At 42.4% G+C, this 21,808-nt stretch carries 23 protein-coding genes; 17 read left to right on the top strand and 6 right to left on the bottom strand.

Going from position 1 to position 21,808, the window contains the following annotated elements; all coding sequences use genetic code 11:
* Window positions 1–123: 123 nt before the first annotated feature.
* The gene (locus ABWW58_RS14040; RefSeq protein WP_353869696.1) at window positions 124–567 is read left to right on the top strand and encodes a hypothetical protein; all 444 of its coding nucleotides are present in this window, start codon (window positions 124–126) and stop codon (window positions 565–567) included.
* A gap of 54 nt (window positions 568–621) precedes the next feature.
* Here ABWW58_RS14040 and ABWW58_RS14035 read toward each other — a convergent pair whose 3' ends face one another.
* The gene (locus ABWW58_RS14035) at window positions 622–1,746 is read right to left on the bottom strand and encodes a mechanosensitive ion channel family protein (RefSeq protein WP_353869695.1); all 1,125 of its coding nucleotides are present in this window, start codon (window positions 1,744–1,746) and stop codon (window positions 622–624) included.
* 155 nt (window positions 1,747–1,901) lie between these two features.
* Here ABWW58_RS14035 and ABWW58_RS14030 point away from each other — a divergent pair, with 155 nt between their 5' ends.
* From ABWW58_RS14030 to ABWW58_RS13985, 10 genes are all read left to right on the top strand, one after another.
* A complete protein-coding gene (locus tag ABWW58_RS14030; RefSeq protein WP_353869694.1) occupies window positions 1,902–2,279 on the top strand; it encodes a GntR family transcriptional regulator in 378 nt (125 codons plus the stop codon).
* 2 nt (window positions 2,280–2,281) lie between these two features.
* On the top strand, window positions 2,282–3,157 hold the full coding sequence (locus ABWW58_RS14025) for an ABC transporter ATP-binding protein (RefSeq protein ID WP_353869693.1): 876 nt from the start codon (window positions 2,282–2,284) through the stop codon (window positions 3,155–3,157).
* 28 nt (window positions 3,158–3,185) lie between these two features.
* Entirely contained in the window at window positions 3,186–3,809 is a 624-nt protein-coding gene (locus tag ABWW58_RS14020; protein WP_353869692.1) for an ABC-2 transporter permease, read from the top strand.
* 30 nt (window positions 3,810–3,839) lie between these two features.
* Window positions 3,840–4,484, top strand: a complete 645-nt coding sequence (locus ABWW58_RS14015) for an ABC-2 transporter permease (protein ID WP_353869691.1) — start codon at window positions 3,840–3,842, stop codon at window positions 4,482–4,484.
* Window positions 4,485–4,499: 15 nt separating this feature from the next.
* Window positions 4,500–4,658, top strand: coding sequence for a hypothetical protein (locus ABWW58_RS14010; protein ID WP_353869690.1), 159 nt, complete (start codon window positions 4,500–4,502; stop codon window positions 4,656–4,658).
* Between the two features lie 90 nt (window positions 4,659–4,748).
* Window positions 4,749–5,732, top strand: coding sequence for a DUF4003 family protein (locus tag ABWW58_RS14005; RefSeq protein WP_353869689.1), 984 nt, complete (start codon window positions 4,749–4,751; stop codon window positions 5,730–5,732).
* Between the two features lie 229 nt (window positions 5,733–5,961).
* Window positions 5,962–7,380, top strand: coding sequence for a dihydrolipoyl dehydrogenase (gene lpdA, locus ABWW58_RS14000; protein ID WP_353869688.1), 1,419 nt, complete (start codon window positions 5,962–5,964; stop codon window positions 7,378–7,380).
* Window positions 7,377–8,402 carry a thiamine pyrophosphate-dependent dehydrogenase E1 component subunit alpha gene (locus ABWW58_RS13995; protein WP_353869687.1) on the top strand — a complete coding sequence of 342 codons (1,026 nt, stop codon included), beginning with the start codon at window positions 7,377–7,379 and terminating at the stop codon, window positions 8,400–8,402. Before lpdA ends, ABWW58_RS13995 begins: the two co-directional genes overlap by 4 nt.
* Window positions 8,403–8,414: 12 nt before the next feature.
* A complete protein-coding gene (locus ABWW58_RS13990; RefSeq protein WP_353869686.1) occupies window positions 8,415–9,398 on the top strand; it encodes an alpha-ketoacid dehydrogenase subunit beta in 984 nt (327 codons plus the stop codon).
* 18 nt (window positions 9,399–9,416) lie between these two features.
* Window positions 9,417–10,703 carry a dihydrolipoamide acetyltransferase family protein gene (locus ABWW58_RS13985; protein WP_353869685.1) on the top strand — a complete coding sequence of 429 codons (1,287 nt, stop codon included), beginning with the start codon at window positions 9,417–9,419 and terminating at the stop codon, window positions 10,701–10,703.
* A 59-nt stretch (window positions 10,704–10,762) separates the two neighbouring features.
* Here ABWW58_RS13985 and ABWW58_RS13980 read toward each other — a convergent pair whose 3' ends face one another.
* Together ABWW58_RS13980 and ABWW58_RS13975 are read right to left on the bottom strand one after the other, a co-directional pair.
* Window positions 10,763–11,056, bottom strand: a complete 294-nt coding sequence (locus tag ABWW58_RS13980) for a chorismate mutase (protein ID WP_353869684.1) — start codon at window positions 11,054–11,056, stop codon at window positions 10,763–10,765.
* A 123-nt stretch (window positions 11,057–11,179) separates the two neighbouring features.
* Window positions 11,180–12,049 carry a LysR family transcriptional regulator gene (locus tag ABWW58_RS13975; RefSeq protein WP_353869683.1) on the bottom strand — a complete coding sequence of 290 codons (870 nt, stop codon included), beginning with the start codon at window positions 12,047–12,049 and terminating at the stop codon, window positions 11,180–11,182.
* A gap of 121 nt (window positions 12,050–12,170) precedes the next feature.
* On the opposite strand from ABWW58_RS13975, the gene ABWW58_RS13970 reads away from it, so the two are divergent.
* Window positions 12,171–13,106, top strand: coding sequence for a DMT family transporter (locus tag ABWW58_RS13970; RefSeq protein WP_353869682.1), 936 nt, complete (start codon window positions 12,171–12,173; stop codon window positions 13,104–13,106).
* Window positions 13,107–13,477: 371 nt separating this feature from the next.
* Here ABWW58_RS13970 and istB read toward each other — a convergent pair whose 3' ends face one another.
* Window positions 13,478–14,221, bottom strand: coding sequence for an IS21-like element helper ATPase IstB (istB, locus tag ABWW58_RS13965; protein WP_353868040.1), 744 nt, complete (start codon window positions 14,219–14,221; stop codon window positions 13,478–13,480).
* Entirely contained in the window at window positions 14,218–15,768 is a 1,551-nt protein-coding gene (istA, locus tag ABWW58_RS13960) for an IS21 family transposase (RefSeq protein ID WP_353868039.1), read from the bottom strand. Before istA ends, istB begins: the two co-directional genes overlap by 4 nt.
* 636 nt (window positions 15,769–16,404) lie before the next feature.
* On the opposite strand from istA, the gene ABWW58_RS13955 reads away from it, so the two are divergent.
* Both ABWW58_RS13955 and ABWW58_RS13950 read left to right on the top strand, forming a co-directional pair.
* A complete protein-coding gene (locus ABWW58_RS13955; RefSeq protein ID WP_353869681.1) occupies window positions 16,405–17,076 on the top strand; it encodes a response regulator transcription factor in 672 nt (223 codons plus the stop codon).
* A gap of 14 nt (window positions 17,077–17,090) precedes the next feature.
* Entirely contained in the window at window positions 17,091–18,170 is a 1,080-nt protein-coding gene (locus tag ABWW58_RS13950; RefSeq protein WP_353869680.1) for a HAMP domain-containing sensor histidine kinase, read from the top strand.
* On the opposite strand, the gene prli42 is transcribed toward ABWW58_RS13950, so the two are convergent.
* Complete coding sequence (gene prli42 / locus ABWW58_RS13945; RefSeq protein ID WP_353869679.1) at window positions 18,163–18,270, bottom strand: stressosome-associated protein Prli42; 108 nt, start codon at window positions 18,268–18,270, stop codon at window positions 18,163–18,165. The two genes, ABWW58_RS13950 and prli42, sit on opposite strands and share 8 nt — an antisense overlap.
* Window positions 18,271–18,449: 179 nt before the next feature.
* Between prli42 and ABWW58_RS13940 the strand changes: the two genes are divergently transcribed.
* The 3 genes from ABWW58_RS13940 to rnz are packed head-to-tail and all read left to right on the top strand — an operon-like array spanning window position 18,450 to window position 21,806.
* Window positions 18,450–19,571, top strand: a complete 1,122-nt coding sequence (locus ABWW58_RS13940; RefSeq protein ID WP_353869678.1) for a M20/M25/M40 family metallo-hydrolase — start codon at window positions 18,450–18,452, stop codon at window positions 19,569–19,571.
* 39 nt (window positions 19,572–19,610) lie between these two features.
* Window positions 19,611–20,843 (top strand): DNA polymerase IV, encoded by a 1,233-nt coding sequence (locus ABWW58_RS13935; protein WP_353869677.1) that lies wholly within the window; start codon window positions 19,611–19,613, stop codon window positions 20,841–20,843.
* 27 nt (window positions 20,844–20,870) lie between these two features.
* Window positions 20,871–21,806: a ribonuclease Z gene (rnz, locus tag ABWW58_RS13930; RefSeq protein ID WP_353869730.1), complete on the top strand. Its 936-nt coding sequence runs from the start codon at window positions 20,871–20,873 to the stop codon at window positions 21,804–21,806.
* The last annotated feature ends 2 nt before the right edge of the window (window positions 21,807–21,808 follow it).

Here is a 21,808-nt window from a genome sequence, read left to right as displayed (position 1 = left end):
CGATGAAAGGGATCGCCCTGTTTTTTTGTGAATTAAATTTAAAGCAATGCATCACGATAATGGGTCAAGCATAGTATGAAAGCAGGTTATTCATTACAGATCTGACTGCGAGGAGCGATAGCCATGTTTCAGCGTGTCTCAACATGTGTGATAAGTGCTTTGGGGATCATTGCAGCGATGATTCAATCCTTATTTGGCGGATTTTCATATCTTGCTGCACGAATGGACAGCGGCGTTAATGGGTACTTGCGAATCGAAAACGATCGGATGACATCAATAGGAGCTTTGAATAGCTTGCTGTCATTCGGGAGTCACGCATTTATTGCTGGATTATTGTGTGCCCTGCTTTCGTCGTTCGCACTTTACCTTTATATAAAGAAGGGGAAGAAGACTCTTTCAGGTTTATGCTTTCTAGTTGCAGGAAGCTTGAATTGCTTGATCCTTTTCGGTACAGGTCTTCCTGTGGGCATTCTCCTCGTGCTTGTCGGCATGGTTGTGATGGCTGGAAAATCAGACGTGATAACACACAAACCGCCTTTTATAAATAAAAATCAGATGTCGGAATAAGGTGTTTTATAAAAAGACTGCCATCAAATGATGACAGTCTTCAATACGCACCGATTAGTCTCTTGAGCGCGACCGTTCTTCAGGTGCAACTTGTTTTTTTCCATCCCCGATATCGGCCACGTGTTCCTGAGTAGGAACGACCATTAGAGAACGCGTTGTTGCCAGTTCCACTCCTTCATTTTGCAAAATTTCTAATACCGCATACGTATATTTTTCTTTTTCTTTAAGCCATTCCTCTATAGTAATCGACTTGATATAAAAATCAACAAGCAGATTCATGCTGCTTGACGTGATTTTATCGAGATAAATCAGTTTTCGTTCTTCGTATACTTCAGGATCACTTGTCAGCATTTGTCTGATTTGTCCAAGGCAGCGTTTGATCTGTTCGTTTGTCGTTTCAAGATCAAGCGGTAAGTTGAATGATATACGCCGCTTGTCCATTTTGGATAAATTAGTGATCGGCGCGTTGGCGAGTGTTGAGTTTGGGACTGTGACAATTGCTTGATCCATCGTTCGAATTCGGGTTGATCTGAAATTAATATCTTCAACAAATCCTTCGATTGAACCCGTCTGAATCAAATCTCCGATTGTGAACGGGGCATCGGTGATGATCACAAGTCCGCCGAACAAATTGCTTAATGTGTCCTTGGCTGCCATTGCTATTGCAAGACCACCGATACCGAGGCCGGTAATTAATCCGGTCACATGATAATTCCATTGATCAAGAATCATGACAATCGTGAAGACAGCGACAATGAATTTCACGATTTTTGCCAGAAACGGTATGACTATTGTATTGAACTGAAGATCATAACGATCCCCCATGTGATGGAAAAAGATTCCGATCGCATCTGAAAAAATATAAAAGCCCCAGCCAATCGAGAAAATTGCCGATGATTTAAAAAGCAGTGTCGCAATGGATTTCCATTGATGCGGCATTGGCAAGTACATCAACGCCAAGTAAATACCCGCAAAGAAAAGGATAAAAGCGACCGGTCTGCGGAAGGCACCGATCAGTGCATCGTCAACCGGCGTTTTGCTCAATTTTGAAAGCCGCGTAACGAGTTTAAGAAAGTATTTAGAAAAGAGCTCGCGGGCCAAAAAAAAGACAAGAAAGATTCCTATAGAAATAAGTCCGTCCAACCAGGTGATTTTTACGATCCAATTCAGTTGTTCCACTTTATTCACTCCGAAAATCATTTTTATTTCTATAATAGCATGGAATTCACCGCCTTCGTTCATTCAAAATCATAAAATAACCGTTTAAAAAGTTGCCAAATCTACATAACTGTATATAATGAATATATACAGTATAAACGATTGGATGCTGCTCTATGGATATTATTCTGCTCAATACAGCTGATCAGCCGATCTATCAGCAGATAAAAAAGCAGATCGCCGCGCAGATTCTCAGCGGATCATTGCCTCAGGGAGAAAAGCTGCCGTCAATCCGCGGGTTGGCCAAAGAATTGAAAATCAGTGTGATTACGACGAAACGGGCGTACGAGGATCTTGAGAATGAAGGGTTTATTGACACTGTTCCGGGTAAAGGTTCCTTTGTCTCAGCGCGTGATCAGTCCCAGTTCAAAAAACAGCGCATTAAAGAGATCCAAGCAAAGTTGACGGAGATCATCGAGGAAAGCAAGCAGTACGACATGACACTTGAACAGATGATTTATTTGGTGAAAAAGGTATACACGAGGGGGAACTGACCATGGAAACGATTTTGGAACTGCGGCATGTAACTAAAGCATTTAAAGGCTTTGCTCTGAAAGATATCAGCTTTTCATTAAAAAAGGGTTTTATAATGGGCTTCATCGGACCAAACGGTGCGGGCAAAAGTACAACGATCCGCTGTCTGATGGATTTAGTACATCCCGACAGCGGCGAGGTGCTGTTATTCGGACAGAAATTCACAGGTGACAACAAGGAACTGAAACAGAAAATCGGCTTCGTCTATGATCAAGATGTCTTTTTTCAGGAATTGACCGCCGAAAAAAACAAACAGATTATCGCTCCCTTTTACGAACAATGGGATGATACAATCTTTTACCGTTACATCAACGAGTTCCAAGTGCCGCTGAATAAAAAAATGAAGACACTGTCGAAAGGAACAAAAATGAAATTCGCGCTTGCTGTCGCCCTTTCTCATCACGCGGAGTTGATCATCATGGATGAGCCTACCTCCGGACTGGATCCTGTCTTCAGAAGAGAGCTGCTCGATGTTCTGTTTGATGTGATTCAGGATGAGAACAAAGCCATCTTTTTCTCAACACATATAACAACCGATTTGGAAAAAATCGCGGATTATATTACGTTTTTACTCGATGGAAAAATTCTGTTTAGCAAGGAGAGAGAAGAGCTCTCCGACATGTTCAGAATTGTTAAAGGACCGAAAAAATTGAATACAGCTGTCAAAGAGGCTGAATCTATTGCTTATAAAGAAACATCGCTTGGTTTTGAAGCATTTATGTACGCGGATGAAATGGAAAAGCTGGATAAACAGACGGCATTCCATAGTGAACGACCGAATCTGGAGGAAATCATGTATTACCTTGTGAAGTCAAAGAAACGAGAGAACGCATACTGATCTCAGTATGGAGAAAGGAGACTTTGCAATGCGATCCTTAATGATAAAAGATGTGATGATCCAAGGGAAACGAACCTATCTGATTATGCTGGTTGTTTTGATCGTGATAAGCTCCCAGTCCTATTTTGTAGATGCCGTTTTAAAACTCAGCATTTTTTCAGCCTTGGTGGCCTGGGTATTTGCTGTAAACACGAATTTTGGAAAACAAATCAGTGATGAACAGAATACACTTTTGATTAGTCTGCCACTCACTAGACGCACAATGGTTACAGAGAAATATGTGATGATCTTTGTGTGGTATATGGCAGTGTTCACGGTTCTTTTCGGATTCCGCATTCTTTTTATTTATCTCTTAGGAAGCGCGATGAATGGCAGTGTGTTTAGTTACTTGTCTGCATTTTTGATCGGATTGTGCACAATTTGTATTCTTCTATCTTTTTATTATTTAGCTTATTATCGTTGGGGGATAAAAGTCGTACAGACAGCGGCTCAATTCATTTGGCCATCGTGTGTTGCGCTTTTGCCGTGGATAAATCTTAATGATCATCAATTGTCAGGTTTGTTGATTTTATTTAGTGTACTCGTATCTGCTGCTGTTTTGACCTTTTCATACTACCGATCAGTGCGATTGTTTGAGGAAAGGGATCTTTAATTACTTTTACATAAAGGGAGTGTTGATGGAATGTATCAATTATTAAGAAAAGACATTCTGACTCAGAGGAAGACTGCTTTCATCGCGCCTTTATTTCTAATTTTTTATTTTCTTACCCTGGGGAAGGACGTGCCGCAGCTTGGCGGTTACCTCTATTGTTTAGCGATTGGATTTATCGCGTACTTCATGGCATTGCTCTCCAATTTCAATACAAATGAGGGAGCGGATACCGAACAGCGTCTGTTGCTCAGTATGCCGGCATCGCGCAGGAACATCATTGCTGCGAAATTTCTGATGATCGCAGTTTGGTGGGTGATCGCCTATCTTTTAAGCATGCTTTTTACATGGGTGGCGGGAATGCTTCAAGCAATCGGGAACGTTAGTCTATTAAGTGTGCCTATTGCATTTGTGTCGTTATGTGTCACTTTTATGCTTACTTCATTTTTTTATCCGTTTATGTATCAATTCGGTTATCGAGTCGCTTCACTGATTGGAATCGCCATCTTTTTTGCCATACCAAGCAGTCTCGGATTTCTTATACGATCAGATTTTGATGTGCAGAGCTTTCAGTTCTTAACGAACAATCCGATGCTCGCTCTTGGCGTCGGTACAGTCATTGTCGTTACTGTTTCTTTCTGCTTTTCACTTTTCATTGTTACTAAGAAAGATTATTGAACGGAGGTGCATTTCATGAAGCCGAGTCAAAGTCAAAGCTATCATTATATTTGTTTTATTGTCTTTTTGGCGGTTGGTGTATGGCAGCTGATTGATAAAAATCCTTTTGCTTTTCTCTTCTTTATCTGTGCGCTTTTCTTTTTGTTTAAAGGAATCCGATTACACAAGAAATAGAGACGGTTCCTTAAAGAAGGGTTTTGATGCTCCTTGCAAAAATATATGATACCATTGAAATACGGAAAATGTGCTCAGGAGTGTGATGGAATGAATGCGGCACTTGACGATAAATTAAATCTGCTTGAAAAAAATATGGATTTATTGACGAAGCAATTAAAGATGATCTCCGCGAATACGCGGCTAATTCTTGCGGCCAATTATACAGCCTCAGGTGAACGGTTTGATGAAGCGGCATTTCTCAGCGTCGACGAACAGATGAAAGGCGCAACCGGGTGGTTTACTGTGCTTAGCCGTGAAATTCGTTATTGTATTAACGTCATGCTCATTCAAAACCACTCAGAACCGGATTCTGTTCGCGTGATTTACGGTTATCTTGTTAAAGACGGATTTACGCGGCAGCAGCAAACCTATATAGCGGCAGCCATACTTGCCGGAATGGACCGCCGCGAGGCACGTCGAGTTTCAGAAAAGGCATTCGCGCTTTACAAGTTAATAAAGAAAAAGCACCCGATTTTAACAAATAAAAATGACGTATCGCTTATTGTACTCCTTGCCCAGCTCGAAGAGGGCGTGACTGAACTTCTTGAAAAAGAGGAACGCATCTACACGTACTTAAATGAAAACAGATTTAGAAAATGCGATGACCTCCAAACACTCGCATGTCTTCTTGCATACATTTCTGAGGGAACCAGCTTAAGGTTTGCACAGAAGGCGGTGCAAATCAAGTCGGCACTGGAAGATCGAGGCATGCGTCTTAGAGCCAGCTGCTATCCGATGTACGGCGTGCTTGCTTTGCTCGCGAATGAACACGAAGCAGCAGGAGCGGTGAGTGAATTCTATCAACAAATAAGAGAAAAGAAGCTAAGTCTGTTTATCGGCAAAGATCTTTACTTTCAAACGGCGGCTGCTCTGTTCGTCAATGAAGCGCTGAACGGCGAAGACAAACATAAATCAATTGATCCAAGCTTGCTTGTCATGACCGAAATGGTGATCCGTGCCCAACAGGCAGCGACAGCCGCTGCTATTGCCGCATCCACAAGTGCCGCGGCGGCTTCAAACAGCGGAAATTAATCTGATCTGCGATACGTTTGGGAAGACGGCAAACTGCGGCCTTCTCCTCATTTTTACCGTTCTCTTCAAACTTTTAATCGCATATCGTTTGTACCTTTTTTAAAACAAGAGTAAACTATGGATAAGTAAAGCATGTGTCTGTCACTGTATTTATAAAGACATGATGAATGAAACCTTTCTAAAGGTAAAACGTAGATAAGTCATGCGAAAATAGGGAGTGACTTTTTTTATGACCAAAAATTATGACCTGGTCCTATTAGGTGGTGGAACGGGCGGTTATGTTGCGGCGATTCGTGCCAGTCAACTTGGATTAAGAACGGCCATCGTTGAAAAAGAAGCACTTGGCGGCACCTGTCTTCATAAAGGGTGCATTCCGACGAAGGCACTGCTCAGAAGTGCGGAACTATACGATACAATAAAAAAGAGCAATTCCTTTGGTATTGAAGTATCAGAAGTCGCGCTCCGATTTGAAAAAATACAAGAACGCAAACAAGCGATTGTGGAACGGCTGCACCAAGGAATTCAGCAACTTATGAAAAAGGGGAAGATTGATGTCTACAACGGATTTGGACGCATGCTTGGACCGTCAATTTTCTCACCGCTCCCCGGATCAATCTCAGTCCAATTTGCAGATGGCAGAGAAAATGAGATTCTGATCTCAAAAAATGTAATTATTGCGACAGGATCAAGACCGCGTTCTCTAAAGGGATTAGACATTGACGGTGATCGTGTCTTGACATCGGACGAAGCATTGCAGCTTAAGGAATGTCCGTCATCCATCTTAATTGTCGGAGGAGGCGTTATTGGTGTTGAGTGGGCATCAATGCTGGCAGACTTCGGCGTAGATGTTACCATCATTGAGTATAGTGACCGCATCATACCGACGGAAGACAAAACCCTTTCAATTAGTCTTGCTCGAAATCTAAAGAAGCGTGGTATTAAGATTGTAACTTCCGCTCAAGTGCTCCCGGAAACGCTAGAGGAGAAAGAGGGAGTCACCATAAGCGCGAAAATCGGCGATCAACTGCAAACATTTTCCGCTGAAAAAATGCTTGTCTCTGTGGGCCGGATGCCGAATACTGAGGACATTGGTCTGTCTAATACATCAATTGAAACCGATCATGGTTATATTAAGACAAATGCTTTTGGCCAGACAAAAGAATCTCATATATACGCGATCGGTGATGTGATCGGGGGATTACAGCTCGCACACGTCGCATCACATGAAGGAGTTAAAGCGGTAGAACATTTGGCAGGACTTCCAGTTGAACCGCTTCATTCAGAACTCGTGCCGCGTTGCATCTATACGCATCCGGAAATCGCCTCGATCGGATTAACAGAAGCACAAGCAAAAAAAGAACATGTGGTCAAGGTTGGAAAAGTGCCCTTCGGAGCAATCGGAAAAGCGCTTGTTTATGGTGATTCTGAAGGTTTTGCGAAAGTTGTATCCGATAAGACGACAAATGATCTTTTAGGTATTCATATTTATGGTCCGCATGCGACGGACTTGATTGGTGAGGCAGCAGTGGCAAAATTACTTGATGCGACACCGTGGGAATTATCTGAAGCGATTCATCCGCATCCGACATTATCTGAGATTATTGGAGAAGCCGCACTTGCGGTAGACGGGAGGGCGATTCATATATGATTAAGGAAAATAAGGAAGAGACATTAGTTAAAAATCGTCACCAGGAATTGGGACTGTCTGATGAAGTTGTTTTGTCGATGTATGAAAATATGCTGAAGGCGAGAAGAGTGGACGAAAGGCTTTGGCTGCTTAATCGTGCCGGCAAGATTCCTTTTGTTGTGTCCTGCCAAGGACAAGAGGCGGCTCAGGTTGGTGCGGCATTTGGTTTGAATCGTAAGACGGATTATGTTGCACCGTACTATCGCGATTTTGGTTTTGTCTTTGCTTGGGGAATGACGATCAAAGAAATGATGTTGAATAACTTCGCCAAAGCAGAAGATCCGAGTTCAGCTGGTCGACAAATGCCAGGACATTTTGGGTACCGTAAATTGCGTATGCTCAGTCATTCGTCACCGGTGACAACTCAGAACCCGCACGCGGTCGGAATTGCACTCGCTGCCAAAATCAAAGGAGACGATCTTGTCAGCTTTGTTGATTTTGGTGAAGGTTCATCAAATCAGGGCGATTTTCATGAGGCAGCTAATTTTGCAGCGGTTCACAAACTTCCAGTTATATTTATGTGTGAGAACAACCACTACGCCATTTCGGTACCTCTAAAACATCAATTGGCATGTGCGCATGTTTCAGACCGGGCGATCGGTTATGGAATGTACGGAGAATCATTCGACGGCAATGATCCGCTTGCCGCATATGCGGCTGTCAAAAAAGCGGCTGATCGCGCGCATCTCGGAGAAGGACCAACATTGCTTGAAGCGAACTGTTATCGTTTGATGCCGCACACTAGTGATGACAATGACATGACTTATCGGACAAAGGAAGAGGTCGACGAGGCAAAGAAGTATGATGGTGTGATTACATTTGCGGACTATTTGCGTTCGATTGGTGTCCTTACCAAAGAGAGAGAAAATGAGATGGAAGAACAGATCCGTAAAGAAATTGATGAAGCGACCGACTATGCGGAAAACGCGCCGTTCGCTGATCCTGAGTCTGTTCTTCGCTATGTCTATGAAGAAAAGAACTGAGGGGGAGAGCAAATGCCTGTAATTTCATATATTGAAGCCATTACTCAGGCTCTAGATGAAGAAATGAGTCGTGATGACAATGTGTTTGTAATGGGTGAAGATGTCGGCAAGCGAGGGGGCGTGTTCCAAGCGACCAAAGGATTGTTTGAAAAATATGGTGAGAATCGCGTGATTGATACGCCGCTTGCTGAATCAGCAATCGCCGGTGTTGGAATTGGCGCGGCAATGTACGGCATGCGCCCTGTTGCAGAAATGCAGTTTTCCGATTTTATGTTGCCGGCAGCCAATCAAATCATATCTGAGGCAGCTAAAACACGCTATCGTTCCAATAATGATTGGTCGGTTCCGATGACGATCCGTGCACCATTCGGAGGCGGCGTTCATGGCGGACTGTATCACTCACAATCGATGGAAGCAATTTTTGCGAATGTGCCCGGTCTAAAGATCGTGATTCCGTCAACACCGTATGATGTGAAGGGGTTGCTAAAAGCATCGATTCGCGACAATGATCCGGTCATCTTCTTTGAGCATAAACGGGCGTACCGTTTAATTAAAGGCGAAGTTCCTGAAAACGAATATGTTATTCCAATTGGCAAGGCAGATGTCAAGCGTGAGGGGACGGATGTCACAGTCATTACTTACGGCTTAATGGTGCACGAAGCGCTTCAAGCAGCTGAAAAGCTCGCAAGTGAAGGTATTTCAACGCATATTCTTGATTTGCGCACCGTTTATCCATTGGATAAAGAGGCAATTTGTGAAGCGGCGAAGAAAACAGGAAAAGTATTGCTTCTTACCGAAGATACAAAAGAAGGCAGTGTGATCAGTGAAGTGGCGGCAATCATTGCTGAAAACTGTTTGTTTGATTTGGATGCGCCGATAAGAAGGCTCGCTGCCCCTGATGCGCCAGCAATGCCTTATGCCGGCCCACTGGAACATGCGTTTATGGTCAAGCCGGAACAAGTAGAACACGAAATCCGTGATTTAGCTGAATTTTAAAAGGACGGGGGCAGCAAAATGAGTATCGAACAAATGGCGATGCCGCAATTAGGAGAAAGTGTGACCGAGGGAACGATCAGCCAATGGCTGGTTTCTATAGGAGACACGGTAAACAAATATGATCCGATTGCCGAAGTAACAACAGATAAAGTAAACGCGGAAATTCCATCCAGTTTTTCAGGGAAAATCACCGAGCTGTTCGTTGGCGAAGGAGATACGTTACCGGTTGGCGAACCCATATGCTCCATTGAAGTTGAAGGGGCAGAGACAACGGTTGATAAATTGGTGAAAAATACTTCATCTGCGAGCACTGTTTCTGAAAATGTGCAGCAAGATCAGGATACATCAATGAAGAAGCGCTATTCACCTGCGGTATTGCGTCTTGCGCAGGAGAACGAGCTTGATCTGAATCAGATTAAGGGAACAGGCAGAGGCGGACGAATTTCACGCAAGGATGTGGAGATTTTTCTCCAGTCTTCTTCGGTAAAATCTGAGGCAGATGCGAGTGCAGTACAGTCGTCCGGTGCCGGGTGTTTTTCAGAAGCTGTTGCTAAAGAAGCCGCAAAGCCCACGGCTCATGCGCCGAGATCTTACGAAAACGGAGCCGGCGATCATGTCATCGCACTTACCGGTGTCAGGCGGGCGATCGCATCGAACATGCTGCGCAGTAAGCATGAAATCCCACATGCTTGGACGATGATCGAAGTTGATGTCACAAATCTGGTGAACTACAGAAATCAAATCAAAGGTGCTTTCTTGAAAAAGGAAGGGCATAAACTCACCTATTTGCCATTTTTCATGAAGGCGATTGTTGCCGCACTTAAGGAATTTCCAAGAATCAACAGCACATGGGCCGGCGACAAAATTATTGAAAAGAAAGCAGTCAATATTTCGCTTGCTGTCGCGGCTGATGAAGCTTTGTATGTGCCTGTGATCAAGAATGCGGATGAGAAAAGTATTAAAGGTCTCGCATTCGCGGTGGATGAGCTTGCTGTCAATGTTCGCGAAAATCGCCTTTCTCCTGAAGACATGCAAGGCGGCACATTCACGGTGAATAACACGGGGTCATTTGGTTCTATTCAATCACAACCGATTATCAATTATCCTCAGGCAGCGATCCTCTCCATCGAATCAATTGTTAAACGCCCAGTTGTCGTTAACAACATGATCGCAATTCGGGATATGGTCAACCTATGTATTTCGATCGATCATCGCGTGCTTGATGGATTGATCACGGGACGCTTTCTTGCACGTGTTAAAGAATTACTTGAGAATATTAATCCTGAAAACACACCGATTTATTAATTGAATGAGGTCAGTATTAGAATGCATGCCCCCTATTCGTGCGAATAGGGGGCATGCGTTTAATTTGATTTCTTTATATGTTTCGTTTCTACCAATCTCTGCTGATACTCACGACTGAGCTTCATTAGATGTTTGAAAAAAGCTTCCTGATAAGTCTTTAATTCATCTCGAGCGCTTCGATCACGAGCTTTTTGAATGATCTCTTTTTCGCGCGAACAATCAAGAATAGCACACGCATGCTCCTCTTTAAAAAGAGCAACCGAGCGCGAGATAGTCATTCGACGATTTAATAGGCAGCTCAATTGCTCATCAATGGCATCGATTTCTTGACGATAGGTATGCAAATCACTCATAGTCAGTGCTCCAATCGTTTATTCTGAACCCTTGAATCAAGTGGCGCAAAGACCCATTCCACGGCTAAGTAAGATAAATTTTAATTGTTCCATAATTAGCTGTCAACCTCTCTGCCGGCTTGATTAATTATCGCGCGCAATCACGCCTCGGGTAATATCAGCGAAGCATTTAGCGGCTGGAGAGGCGGGTATTCGCGTTGCAAGTCCAATGGTTCGGAAACTATTCGTTGAGAAAGGGATCGCTTGCAATGGCGCAATATTATTTGGCAGGACAAGTTCGGGCAAAATACTGATGCCAAGATGATGAGCAACCATTGAAAGAATTGCATTTTCCTCCATGAGTTCGAATCGAATGTTCGGCGTACAGTGGTGCTCTGTCAAAAGACGTTTGACCTCATGATAGCCGCCAAATGCAGGCATGATAAACGGTTCATTTTCAATCTGGCTGAAGGAAATCGTTCTCTGATTATAAAGTGAACTTTCTGGCGATACAATACAGAGCATACGGTCTTTTTTTAATGGTATCACTTGGAATGAATTCATCTTCGTTTTATTTACAAAGCCGCAATCGAGTTCACCACGTATCATCGCTTGCTCAATCTCTTCATAATTTCCTTCAAACAGGCGAATCTTCACCAAAGGGTAACGGTCATCCATCGTCTGAATTATTTTGGGCAATAGATGTCTGGAAACACTTGTGAAAACACCGACTGAGACGATTCCTTTTTTGACACCCAGGATGGAAGAGGCTTCTTGATGTACATTCTCATCCATCTGCAGCACCTTGTTAATTGAGGGAAGAAGAAGATCACCTTCACGGGTCAACGTGATTCCTGATCGCTCTCGATTAATCAGGGTGAAGCCGAATTCATTTTCCAAGCTGGTTATTGCATGACTGACTGCAGATTGTGTCAACCCTAAGTGCTCTGCGGCTTTTGTGAAACTATTTAACGCGATGACTTTTGATAGTATTTGGTATTTTATTAGGCTCATTTTAATCTCACTATACCATGAAATTAATTCATGATTTGTATTATAAACATTCATTTTATTAATGATAACACAACACGTATACTAATTCTAGAAAATGATAACGGATAGTGAGGCGTAAAAATTGAATCAACAAAGAGCTGATCTTATGCTTGTCCTTGTTACGGCTTTCTGGGGTTCTTCTTATCTGTTTATGAAAACAGGATTAGATGCCCTTAACATTTTTAATTTGATTGCACTCCGTTTTCTAGTTGCCTTTGTTATCACCGCAGTCATATTTTTTAAATGGTTCAGAACGGTGGATAGAAGGACACTGATTTACAGCTTGGTTCAAAGTATTATGCTGCTTTGCGTCTTTGTTTGCATTATGTTCGGAATGTTCTCAACTTCAGCTTCCAAGGCTGGGTTTCTTGTCAGTCTCACTGTTATTTTTGTTCCGTTATTTCATGCATTAATTATGCGGAAAATGCCGGAACATCGAGTGACGGTTGGCGCATTGGTATCGCTGGTCGGCATATTCCTCTTGACTGGAACTGCTTCAATAAAATTGGGCGTAGGCGATCTGCTTTGTATCCTCGGGGCGATGTTCAACGCTGGTTATATCGTACTCGCCGGCCGGATGATTAAACATGTGCACACAATTGCCTTTAGCATTTGGCAGATGGGATTCACAGGTATATTGGCACTGATCATTTCTTTCCTACTCGAAAAGCCTCAATTACCTGGAACGGCTGCAGCCTGGATATCTGTCATGGGTCTAGGCATCCTGTGCAGTGCAGCAGGGTATATGATGCAAACCATCGCACAAAGATTCACGACATCTAATCATGCAGGCCTCATTTTTACATTGGAACCGGTCTTTGCTGTTCTCTTCGCTTACCTCTTCACTGGCGAAACGTTATCGGCACGCGGCTATGTTGGAGCAGGAATGGTATTATTAAGCGTTGCGATTATGGAAATGAATGTTCATGTGTTAAATCAGTCAGTACAGAAGCTTCGTTTGGCACATTTTTTCCGAAAAAAAGTAAAATCAATTCATAAATTACCAAATAAAATTTAGATACTCTAGAACTTATTTCATGATGAATCCATCACATTTATGAGGGTTTAACGGTATTGACGTTTCCTTTTGCTCTTCGACAAAGAGCAAAAGGAAACGTCAATTTTTCTTACAAGTAAAGACAGTATAGCGTTTTGCTTTGCAGGTACGACGATAAGGTCATAAGATTCGGTTGGGCTGGGCGATCAGGTAAGCGTCCAATCTGAGAAATAAGCGGAAAAATTCCGCTTATTTAGAGAATGAACGAAAAAATTGTATATTGCCATCGGAGAAGTCCACTTGTGCCATATTTCGGAGCCACTTCGGCCAGATTTGAAAGCCACTCTTGCCATCATAAGAGCCACCATCGTTCGATGGTGGCTCAACTTCAATTATTTCTTTATCCCATGCCGTTCTCTCATAGATACTTCTCCGTCAATTAAGAGACTATAAGAGTCATGAATGATTCGATCCAAGATCGCATCGGCTAATGTTGCTTCACCAATACTTTCATACCATCCTTGTGTATCGAATTGTGAGCAGAATATTGTGGAGGCTGTTTGGTGTCTTGCCTCTACAATTTCAAGTAAATCTCGTGCTTCGTTTCCCTTTAATGAAGTGAGAAGCCACTCATCGAGAATAAGAAGATTTACCTTTCGGTACATTTTCATTACTTTTTGGAAAATGCCTTCTCCTCTGGCGACGGCGAGTTCATCTAATAGATCTGGCAAGCGAATATACTTTACTGTATAAAATTGTCGACACGCAGCGATCCCAAATGCACAAGACATGTAAGACTTACCGTTCCCAGAGGCACCTTTGATAATTAAGTTATGCTTTTCTTGTATATAATGGCCTGAGGCTAATCGTAGAATTTGAGCCTTATCCAGTTTGCGATCAGGATGATATTCAATATCTTCAATACACGCCTGAGGGTAGCGGAACCCGGCATTTTTAATGAGACGGGCAAGCTTGTTGTTTTTCCTACGATCCCATTCTCGATCCACGAGCAGGCTGAAACGTTCTTCAAAGGATAGGTCGTTAAATTGAGGATTGTGAAGTTGTTCATGATAATACTCAGCCATTGCACTTAAGCGTAGATCATTTAATTTTGAAAGGGTACTTTCGTTGGTCATTTTTCTTTCCTCCCGTAATAAGCTGCGCCTCTAATAAACCCATGAGATTTTTGCTGTTCATTTTTATTTTCTTGTTCGAGTGCTTCTTGTTTCTGCTTGTCCTGTCCGGTTTTTAAGATCGTTGCGATGCTCTTAATATTAGGCCGTGGAGAGTAGTTGAGCGCTCTCATGCATGCGGACTCTAACCGTTCTACTGAATATTTGTCCGCCAGTTTTGAAAGGGCTAAACAGGATTTCAAAGCTTGTTTCTCAACCTTATAGGATGTAAGAATCGCTTGGATCATTGTATGTGTATGGGAGCCAATCGTTTTTGACCAGGATAAAAAATGTTCTGGTGTAAAAGTTAAATAGTCTTTATGTTGATCAGGCATATGATCAGGATTTGTTGATAATTGACCCATTTTTCCATACAGTCGAACATGCGAGGCAATGCGCATCGTGTGATAGAAGACTTCGATTATGCGTTCGGTCACGCGAATATCTACTTGATGTTTTAAGTATTCATAGGGAACAGAGTAATACATTTTTTCTACAGATATGTGATAATCATAGGGTACGGTAGCTGTTTTCCAAGTGGCTAATTCGTATGGGGAAGCTGGCAAAGGGAGCAGCGCAAAGCTCTCTTCCTCCGTGAAGGCGGATTGTCTGCTTCCATTTTTCTTTTGAAACGGTTTTTGATTGTATTCTACTAATTTTTCTTTAATGGATTCATTGAGTTCTTGGATGGAAAAGTACTGACCATTTCTTAATGCGGCAATAATCCAAGTGGATATGATTTTTACGGTGCCTTCAACATTAGGTTTATCTTTCGGATGACGAACTCTAGCAGGGATAATCACAGTTTGATAGTATTCCGCAAATTCTTGGTAGGTCCGATTAATGATCGGATTTGTACTTGAAGAATGATCAACACCCGTCTTAAGATTATCGGGAATAATAGTTCGAGGAACACCATTAAAAAAATGAAAGGCATGGATATGTGCGTGTATCCAACTCGTCGTGTTCATGGATAAAAAAGCTTCAACGTATGCGTATTGGGTGCAGGGAAGGACTGCGACAAAAACATAAGCTGGATGCACTTGTCCAGAGATCGAATCCTTAACTGACGCCGTTTGTCCTGCCCAATCGACTTCCATTGCTTCTCCTGGCTTTCGCTTAATCCGCATCGTTGCTTTTGTCTTAGTGACGTAACGGGTATAAAAGCGACAGAATTGCCGATAGCTATAAGGAATCTCTCTTCGCTCGCGGCACGATTGAACGTATTCATGCCAAAGCAGAGATAGAGTTACACCGCTCCGAGCCATTTCCTTATGAATGTAGTCACCGTCCGGTTTCTGTCTCACCTCTGATTGATTCTTTTCCGGAAACAGTAGTGTCTGCAGCTCTGCATCATCAACATCTTTTTCAAGTGGCCATAAAATATCTTTTTCCTCAGCCTTTTTCAAGACGTCACTGACTGTATTCCTAGAACTACCTACGCTTGAAGCAATGCTTCGAATGCTTAACTCCTGTGCATGAAGACGTAGAATCTCACGGTATTTAACCACACAAAAACCTCCTATTAAATGAATTTGTACCTGTGGTACAAGACAATTATACAGGAGGTGGCTCTGGTGATGTCACAAGTGGCTCTATATTATGTCCTAACATGCTCTAAAATATGGCGCAGTTGGCACTATTCAATGGCAATATACAAAAATAGCTTGAATAGACGGAGAAATTCCGCTTATCGAATCAAAAAACGTGAAAATGGAAGGTTTTTCTGTGAATAAGCGGAAAAATTACCTTTATTTACTTGAGAAACAAGCGCCAGGATGCATATAAGCGGAAAATCTCCGCTTATTTTACTCGTTACTTAATTAAGGATCATAGAAATGTCTGTTCACGCACAAGGGTGATGATTCAAAACGGTATTTGGAGCAAAGGAGTTTTCGTATGTAAGGAACGTGCACTCTGTGCCCGGTTTTTTCTAAACATTTTAGTGTATGAACAACTGAAATAGAGAACGTATGTGCTATAATTAATTTGTTTAAAAGCTAATAATAGTGAACAAACGAATAGTATACCTCGTGATGCGTTATGCTGTAAGGATGATTTTTAATAGTAGGTGGTTCATTTTCTGTTCATAGTTAAACGACACAATAAAAGGATATAAATGACATAGTAAAAGGGAGGTAGATACGTTGAACAAAATTCTCGTTGTCGATGATGACCCGCATATTCGTGAATTGGTCACTGTTTTTCTTGAAAATGAGAATCTGCCTTGTCTCGAAGCGGCTAATGGTGTGCAAGCTTTAAAAAAATTAGAACAAGAATCCGTTGGCCTCATTATTCTTGATATTATGATGCCGGAGATGGACGGATGGACATTTTGTCAAGAAGTTCGCCGATCCTCTCAAACACCGATTCTGATGTTAACTGCTAAGGGCGAAACAATGCAAAAAGTTAAGGGATTTGAACTTGGGGCAGATGACTATCTCGTAAAACCTTTTGAACCAATTGAGCTAGTCATGCGTGTCAAAGCACTATTGAAACGCTATCAAGTTTCCATTTCCCAAACCATACATGTTGGTAACCTGAATTTGGACCGAAAATCGTATACCATTTTTAATGGAAAGGAGTCCATAATGATTCCGATGAAGGAGTTTGAATTATTATTCATGCTTGCAGGCACGCCGGGGCGAACGTTTACTCGAGATGATTTAATTGAAAATATTTGGGGCTATGATTACGAAGGTGATGAACGGACTGTTGATGTTCACGTTAAACGGTTTCGTGAGCGATTCGACGCAGACATATGCAGGTTTGAAATCAAAACAGTCCGAGGTATCGGATACCGATTGGAAGAGTCATAATGAGAAAATGGCCCATGAAAAAAATTAAGGCACACGGTTTGTTCATTTTGATGCTGCTTCTACTTAACAGTTTCTGGGTGTTTTTTTATGTGGTGATTGGCTCTATATTTCACTATTACGGATCGAGTTTACCACCACTACTGCTGCATGTCGCAAGTGCGCTTCTTGGCATCATCCTCTTTGGCTTTGTCATGGAGAAGGTCGGCAAGTATACGAAACCTAAACGATTGAATTATCTTCAGACAATCATTCAGGCGATTCAGCAGATGGCGAAAGGCAATTTTGAGATTAAGTTGGATGTTCCGGTTTTAGAAAGAGGGGAGAACCGGCATAATCCTTTTGTGCAGCTGGCTGACAGTGTGCATTATATGGCAAAGGAACTCGGACAATTGGAACGTGTCCGTCAAGAATTTATTTCGAATGTTTCGCATGAGATTCAATCGCCACTGACGTCGATTAAAGGATTTGCGCGAGCTCTGGAGAATGATCAATTATCAAAAGATAAACGCGCACACTATTTAAGAATTATTCAAACGGAGACCGATCGTCTTTCAAAGCTAAGCGACAATCTATTGAAATTGACAACGCTGGAGAACGAAAGACATCCAATGCATATGGTCGATTACCGACCGGATCGGCAAATCAGATCATGTTTGCTCGCTCTTGAACCGCAGTGGAATAAGAAAAATTTAACTATGAACATTGAACTTGAACCGGTCATTATCCATGCTGATCGTGAGTTAATGAATCAGGTATGGATGAATTTGATTCATAACAGCATCAAATTCACTCCGAACGATGGAGAAATTCATGTTGAATTAAAGAATCAAAAAGATCGGATTATATTCCGACTGTCTGATACAGGAGTGGGGATAAAACAAGAGGATTTCGTTCATCTCTTTGAACGTTTTTATAAAGCAGACCGTTCAAGAAGCAGTCAGCAAGGAGGTAATGGTTTAGGACTCTCCATTGTAAAGAAAATTATTGATGTGCACCACGGAGAAATTCATGTGAGCAGCGACTGTGGAAAGGGAACAACTTTCACAATTAGTCTTGATAAGGGGAACAAGGTACAATCGAATCAACTTAGTTGAGCGCTTCGTTAATAATCGAAATGATAAAGACAGAAACTGTTGAGAGTACAAGTGCACCAATCATTAAGTAAACAATTACTTTAAATAGTTTCTTAGGCATCGAGCTGATAATTCCTTTCATTATGGATTACTTTTTATTATAGAGGAAAATGTGGGGCTTTTTCAATCGTCTTCATCTATTTAGTACGATTGGTATGCTATTATAGTTATGTCGAAATCGATAGAACGAAAATGAGCGGAGTTACATCATTAAAAATGCAAATGAAATGAGTGAATGGAATGATTAATAAAGAACGCTTGGTTAACAGTTTTTGCGAATTAGTTAAGATTGATTCAGAGACAGGAAGTGAGGGCCAAATTTTTGAAGTGCTCAAAAATAAATTACTGGCTCTTGGCCTGGATGTGAAAGAAGATCGTGCCAAGGAGTCAACGGGGCATGGCGCAAATAATCTCATCTGTACCTTGGCCGGAACAGTAAAAGGAACGCCAATTTTTCTTGGTACGCATATGGATACAGTATTTCCCGGAAAAGCTGTGAAGCCGGTGATCACGGACGATTACATTGCTTCCGATGGAACAACTATTCTTGGATCAGATGATAAGGCGGGTATTTCAGCGGTTCTGGAAGCAATTCAAGTGATTAAGGATGAACATCGGGAACATGCTGACGTGCAGGTCATCATTACAATCGGTGAAGAGTCCGGGTTGCTGGGCGCAAAGGCGCTGGACATGTCTTTAGTTCATGCTGATTATGGATTTGCATTGGACAGTGACGGACCTGTTGGAGATATCGTTGTCGCCGCACCTTTTCAATCAAAATTATCTGTGGACTTAATTGGAAAAACATCCCATGCTGGAATTGAACCGGAAAAAGGTGTATCTGCAATCACATTGGCCGCCAAAGCCATTGCCAGAATGCCGCTTGGACGAATTGATAAGGACACGACGGCTAATATTGGTCGCTTTGAAGGCGGACAAGCGACCAATATTGTTTGTGACCATGTTAACGTGCTTGCAGAAACGCGTTCGCTTGTTAAAAGTAAGATGGACAAGCAAATTAAGAAAATGACTGATGCATTTGAAGATACGGCTGCAGCAATGGGAGGAAACGTGGACATTCATGTGGACTTTATGTATCCGGGCTATCGTTTTGGAAACGAAGATGCTGTTGTGCAGCTTGCTTCAAAATCGATTGAAGCTGTTGGCAGAACGCCGCGTCTGCTTCAAAGCGGCGGCGGGAGTGATGCCAATGTCATTTGCGGCAAAGGAATTCCTACAGTTAATTTAGGCGTTGGCTATGAGAACATTCACACGGTTAAGGAGAGAATCGCGATTAAAGAACTGGTCAAAACGAGTGAATTGGTCCTTGCATTAATTGATCAAGCGATTGAAAAAGATTAATCTGAGAGAGAATAAATAGGTTAAAGGCGGAGAATGACGATGGCGAGTGCGAGAATCATTTTTCATATTGATATGAATAGCTTTTACGCCTCAGTTGAAATCGCCAATCATCCTGAACTGACGGGCAAACCGCTAGCAATCGCTGGGAAAACTGAGGAACGCCATGGCATTATCGTGACAAGCAGCTACGAAGCGAGAAAGTTGGGAATTCGGACAACGATGACGGTTCGTGAAGCGAGAATGCTATGCTCGGATCTTATTGTACGGCATCCTGATTTTTCGTTGTACCGTCAGACCTCAGAGCAATTGTTTGATATGCTCAAGGAGTACACGCCGTTCGTTGAAAAAGCGTCAATTGATGAAGGTTACCTCGATGTCAGCGCGTTGATTCAGCGTGTTCATCCCATGGAGCTTGCAACTCAGATTCAAAATCGAATCGCAAGTCAATTGCGCTTGCCTTGCAGCATTGGCATCGCGCCAAACAAATTTCTAGCGAAAATGGCGTCAAACATGAAAAAACCAATGGGTATGTTTGTTATTCGGAAACGTGAATTAGCTGCGATTTTATGGCCGATGTCAATTGGAAAAATGCATGGCGTCGGTCCAAAAACAGAAAAGAAATTCCGAGCAGCCGGTATAGAAACAATTGGGGATTTAGCGAAGCAAAATCCCCAAAAAATTGAGCAAAATTATGGAGTGAACGGCAGACGCCTTTACGATATGGCGAATGGACGCGATAATCGCCCGGTTGATCCTGACGCTTGGGATCGCTATAAGAGCATTGGCCATTCAGTTACTTTGTCCCGAGACACGCATTCGGTTGGTGCGATCCGTGAGACGTTGCATCAGCTTTCGAAGAAACTTGCGTTGCAAATAAAAAAAGAGCATGTGGCGAGCTATGAAATCATTGTGACGATTCGTTTCCATGATTGGAAGACAATTACGAGGCATAAAACTACGGTTCAACCTCTGCGTAATTTGGATGAAATAGAGTGCCTCGCTTTTTCGGTATTTCAAGCGAATTGGAACGGTAAAGATGTTCGTCTTCTTGGGATCACTCTTGCGTCATTTCAATCCGTTGTTGATTCAACGAAACAGCTCGATCTGTTTTCATACCAGGAGGACGCACAAACGGAGCGGATTGTTGACCTCATCGATAAGATTAATGATCAGTTTGGTGAGAATACCTTATTACCAGCGATGCGACTGCTTGATAAGAAACGAACGACTACAACTTCCAAATTGGAAGTGCCACTTAATAAATATAATTGACGTTTAAGCTGTAGAAGGATGGTTGAAATGAAATTTACATTTTTAGGAACGGGAGCGGGGATGCCGGCAAAGGAAAGAAATGTGACTTCTTTGTCATTGAGCTTTCCGGAATATGATGGAGAGCTCTGGCTTTTTGACTGCGGGGAAGGTACTCAGCGGCAAATTCTTTATACTTCAGTAAAGCTGACGAAACTTTCTGTTATTTTCGTCACACACTTGCATGGAGATCACATTTTTGGTTTGCCGGGAATTCTTGGCAGTCGTTCATTTCAAGGGGCTGATTCTCCTTTAACATTAGTTGGACCAAAAGGCCTAAAAGAGTATGTGGAAACTTCTCTTCGTTTATCCGGTACTCACCTTTATTATCCGATAACTTTTCATGAAATCGATTCTGAGGGTGAAGTATATGAAAATGAACACTTCGTTGTAACAGCAGGTGAGTTGGATCATGGGATAAAAAGTTATGGGTATCGGATTAGCGAAAAAGATCAGCCTGGTGAACTATTAGTTGATAAGTTGGTCAGCATAGGTATACGTCCGGGTCCGATTTATAAAGAAATAAAAGAACAAGAGCAGGTTGTACTTCAGGACGGGAGTATTTTGAAGACTGCGCCTTTCATCGGAACAAAGCGAAAGGGTCGTCATATCAGCATTTTAGGTGATACACGACCATGCGGCGCAACGCTTCTGCTTGCAAGAGATTCAGATGTTCTTGTACATGAGGCGACATTCCGTGGTGATTCTGCACGTCTTGCCCATGAGTATCACCATTCAACCTCGCTTCAGGCTGCAGAGATTGCGCAAAAAGCTGGGGTAAAGGTGCTGATTTTATCGCACTTAAGTTCTCGCTATCAAAAAAGAGAGCAGTTAGCCTTGCTAGAAGAGGCGAAAGAAGTATTTGAGCAGACCTATGTAGCTCATGACTTGTGGACGTTTGAGTTAAAGCACCAACCAAGAAAATGATC

This window comes from Sporolactobacillus caesalpiniae, from assembly GCF_040513385.1.
GTDB lineage: Bacteria > Bacillota > Bacilli > Bacillales > Sporolactobacillaceae > Sporolactobacillus.
The sequence above is the reverse complement of the archived record's forward strand: the minus strand, read 5'-3'. Positions and strand labels throughout refer to the sequence as shown.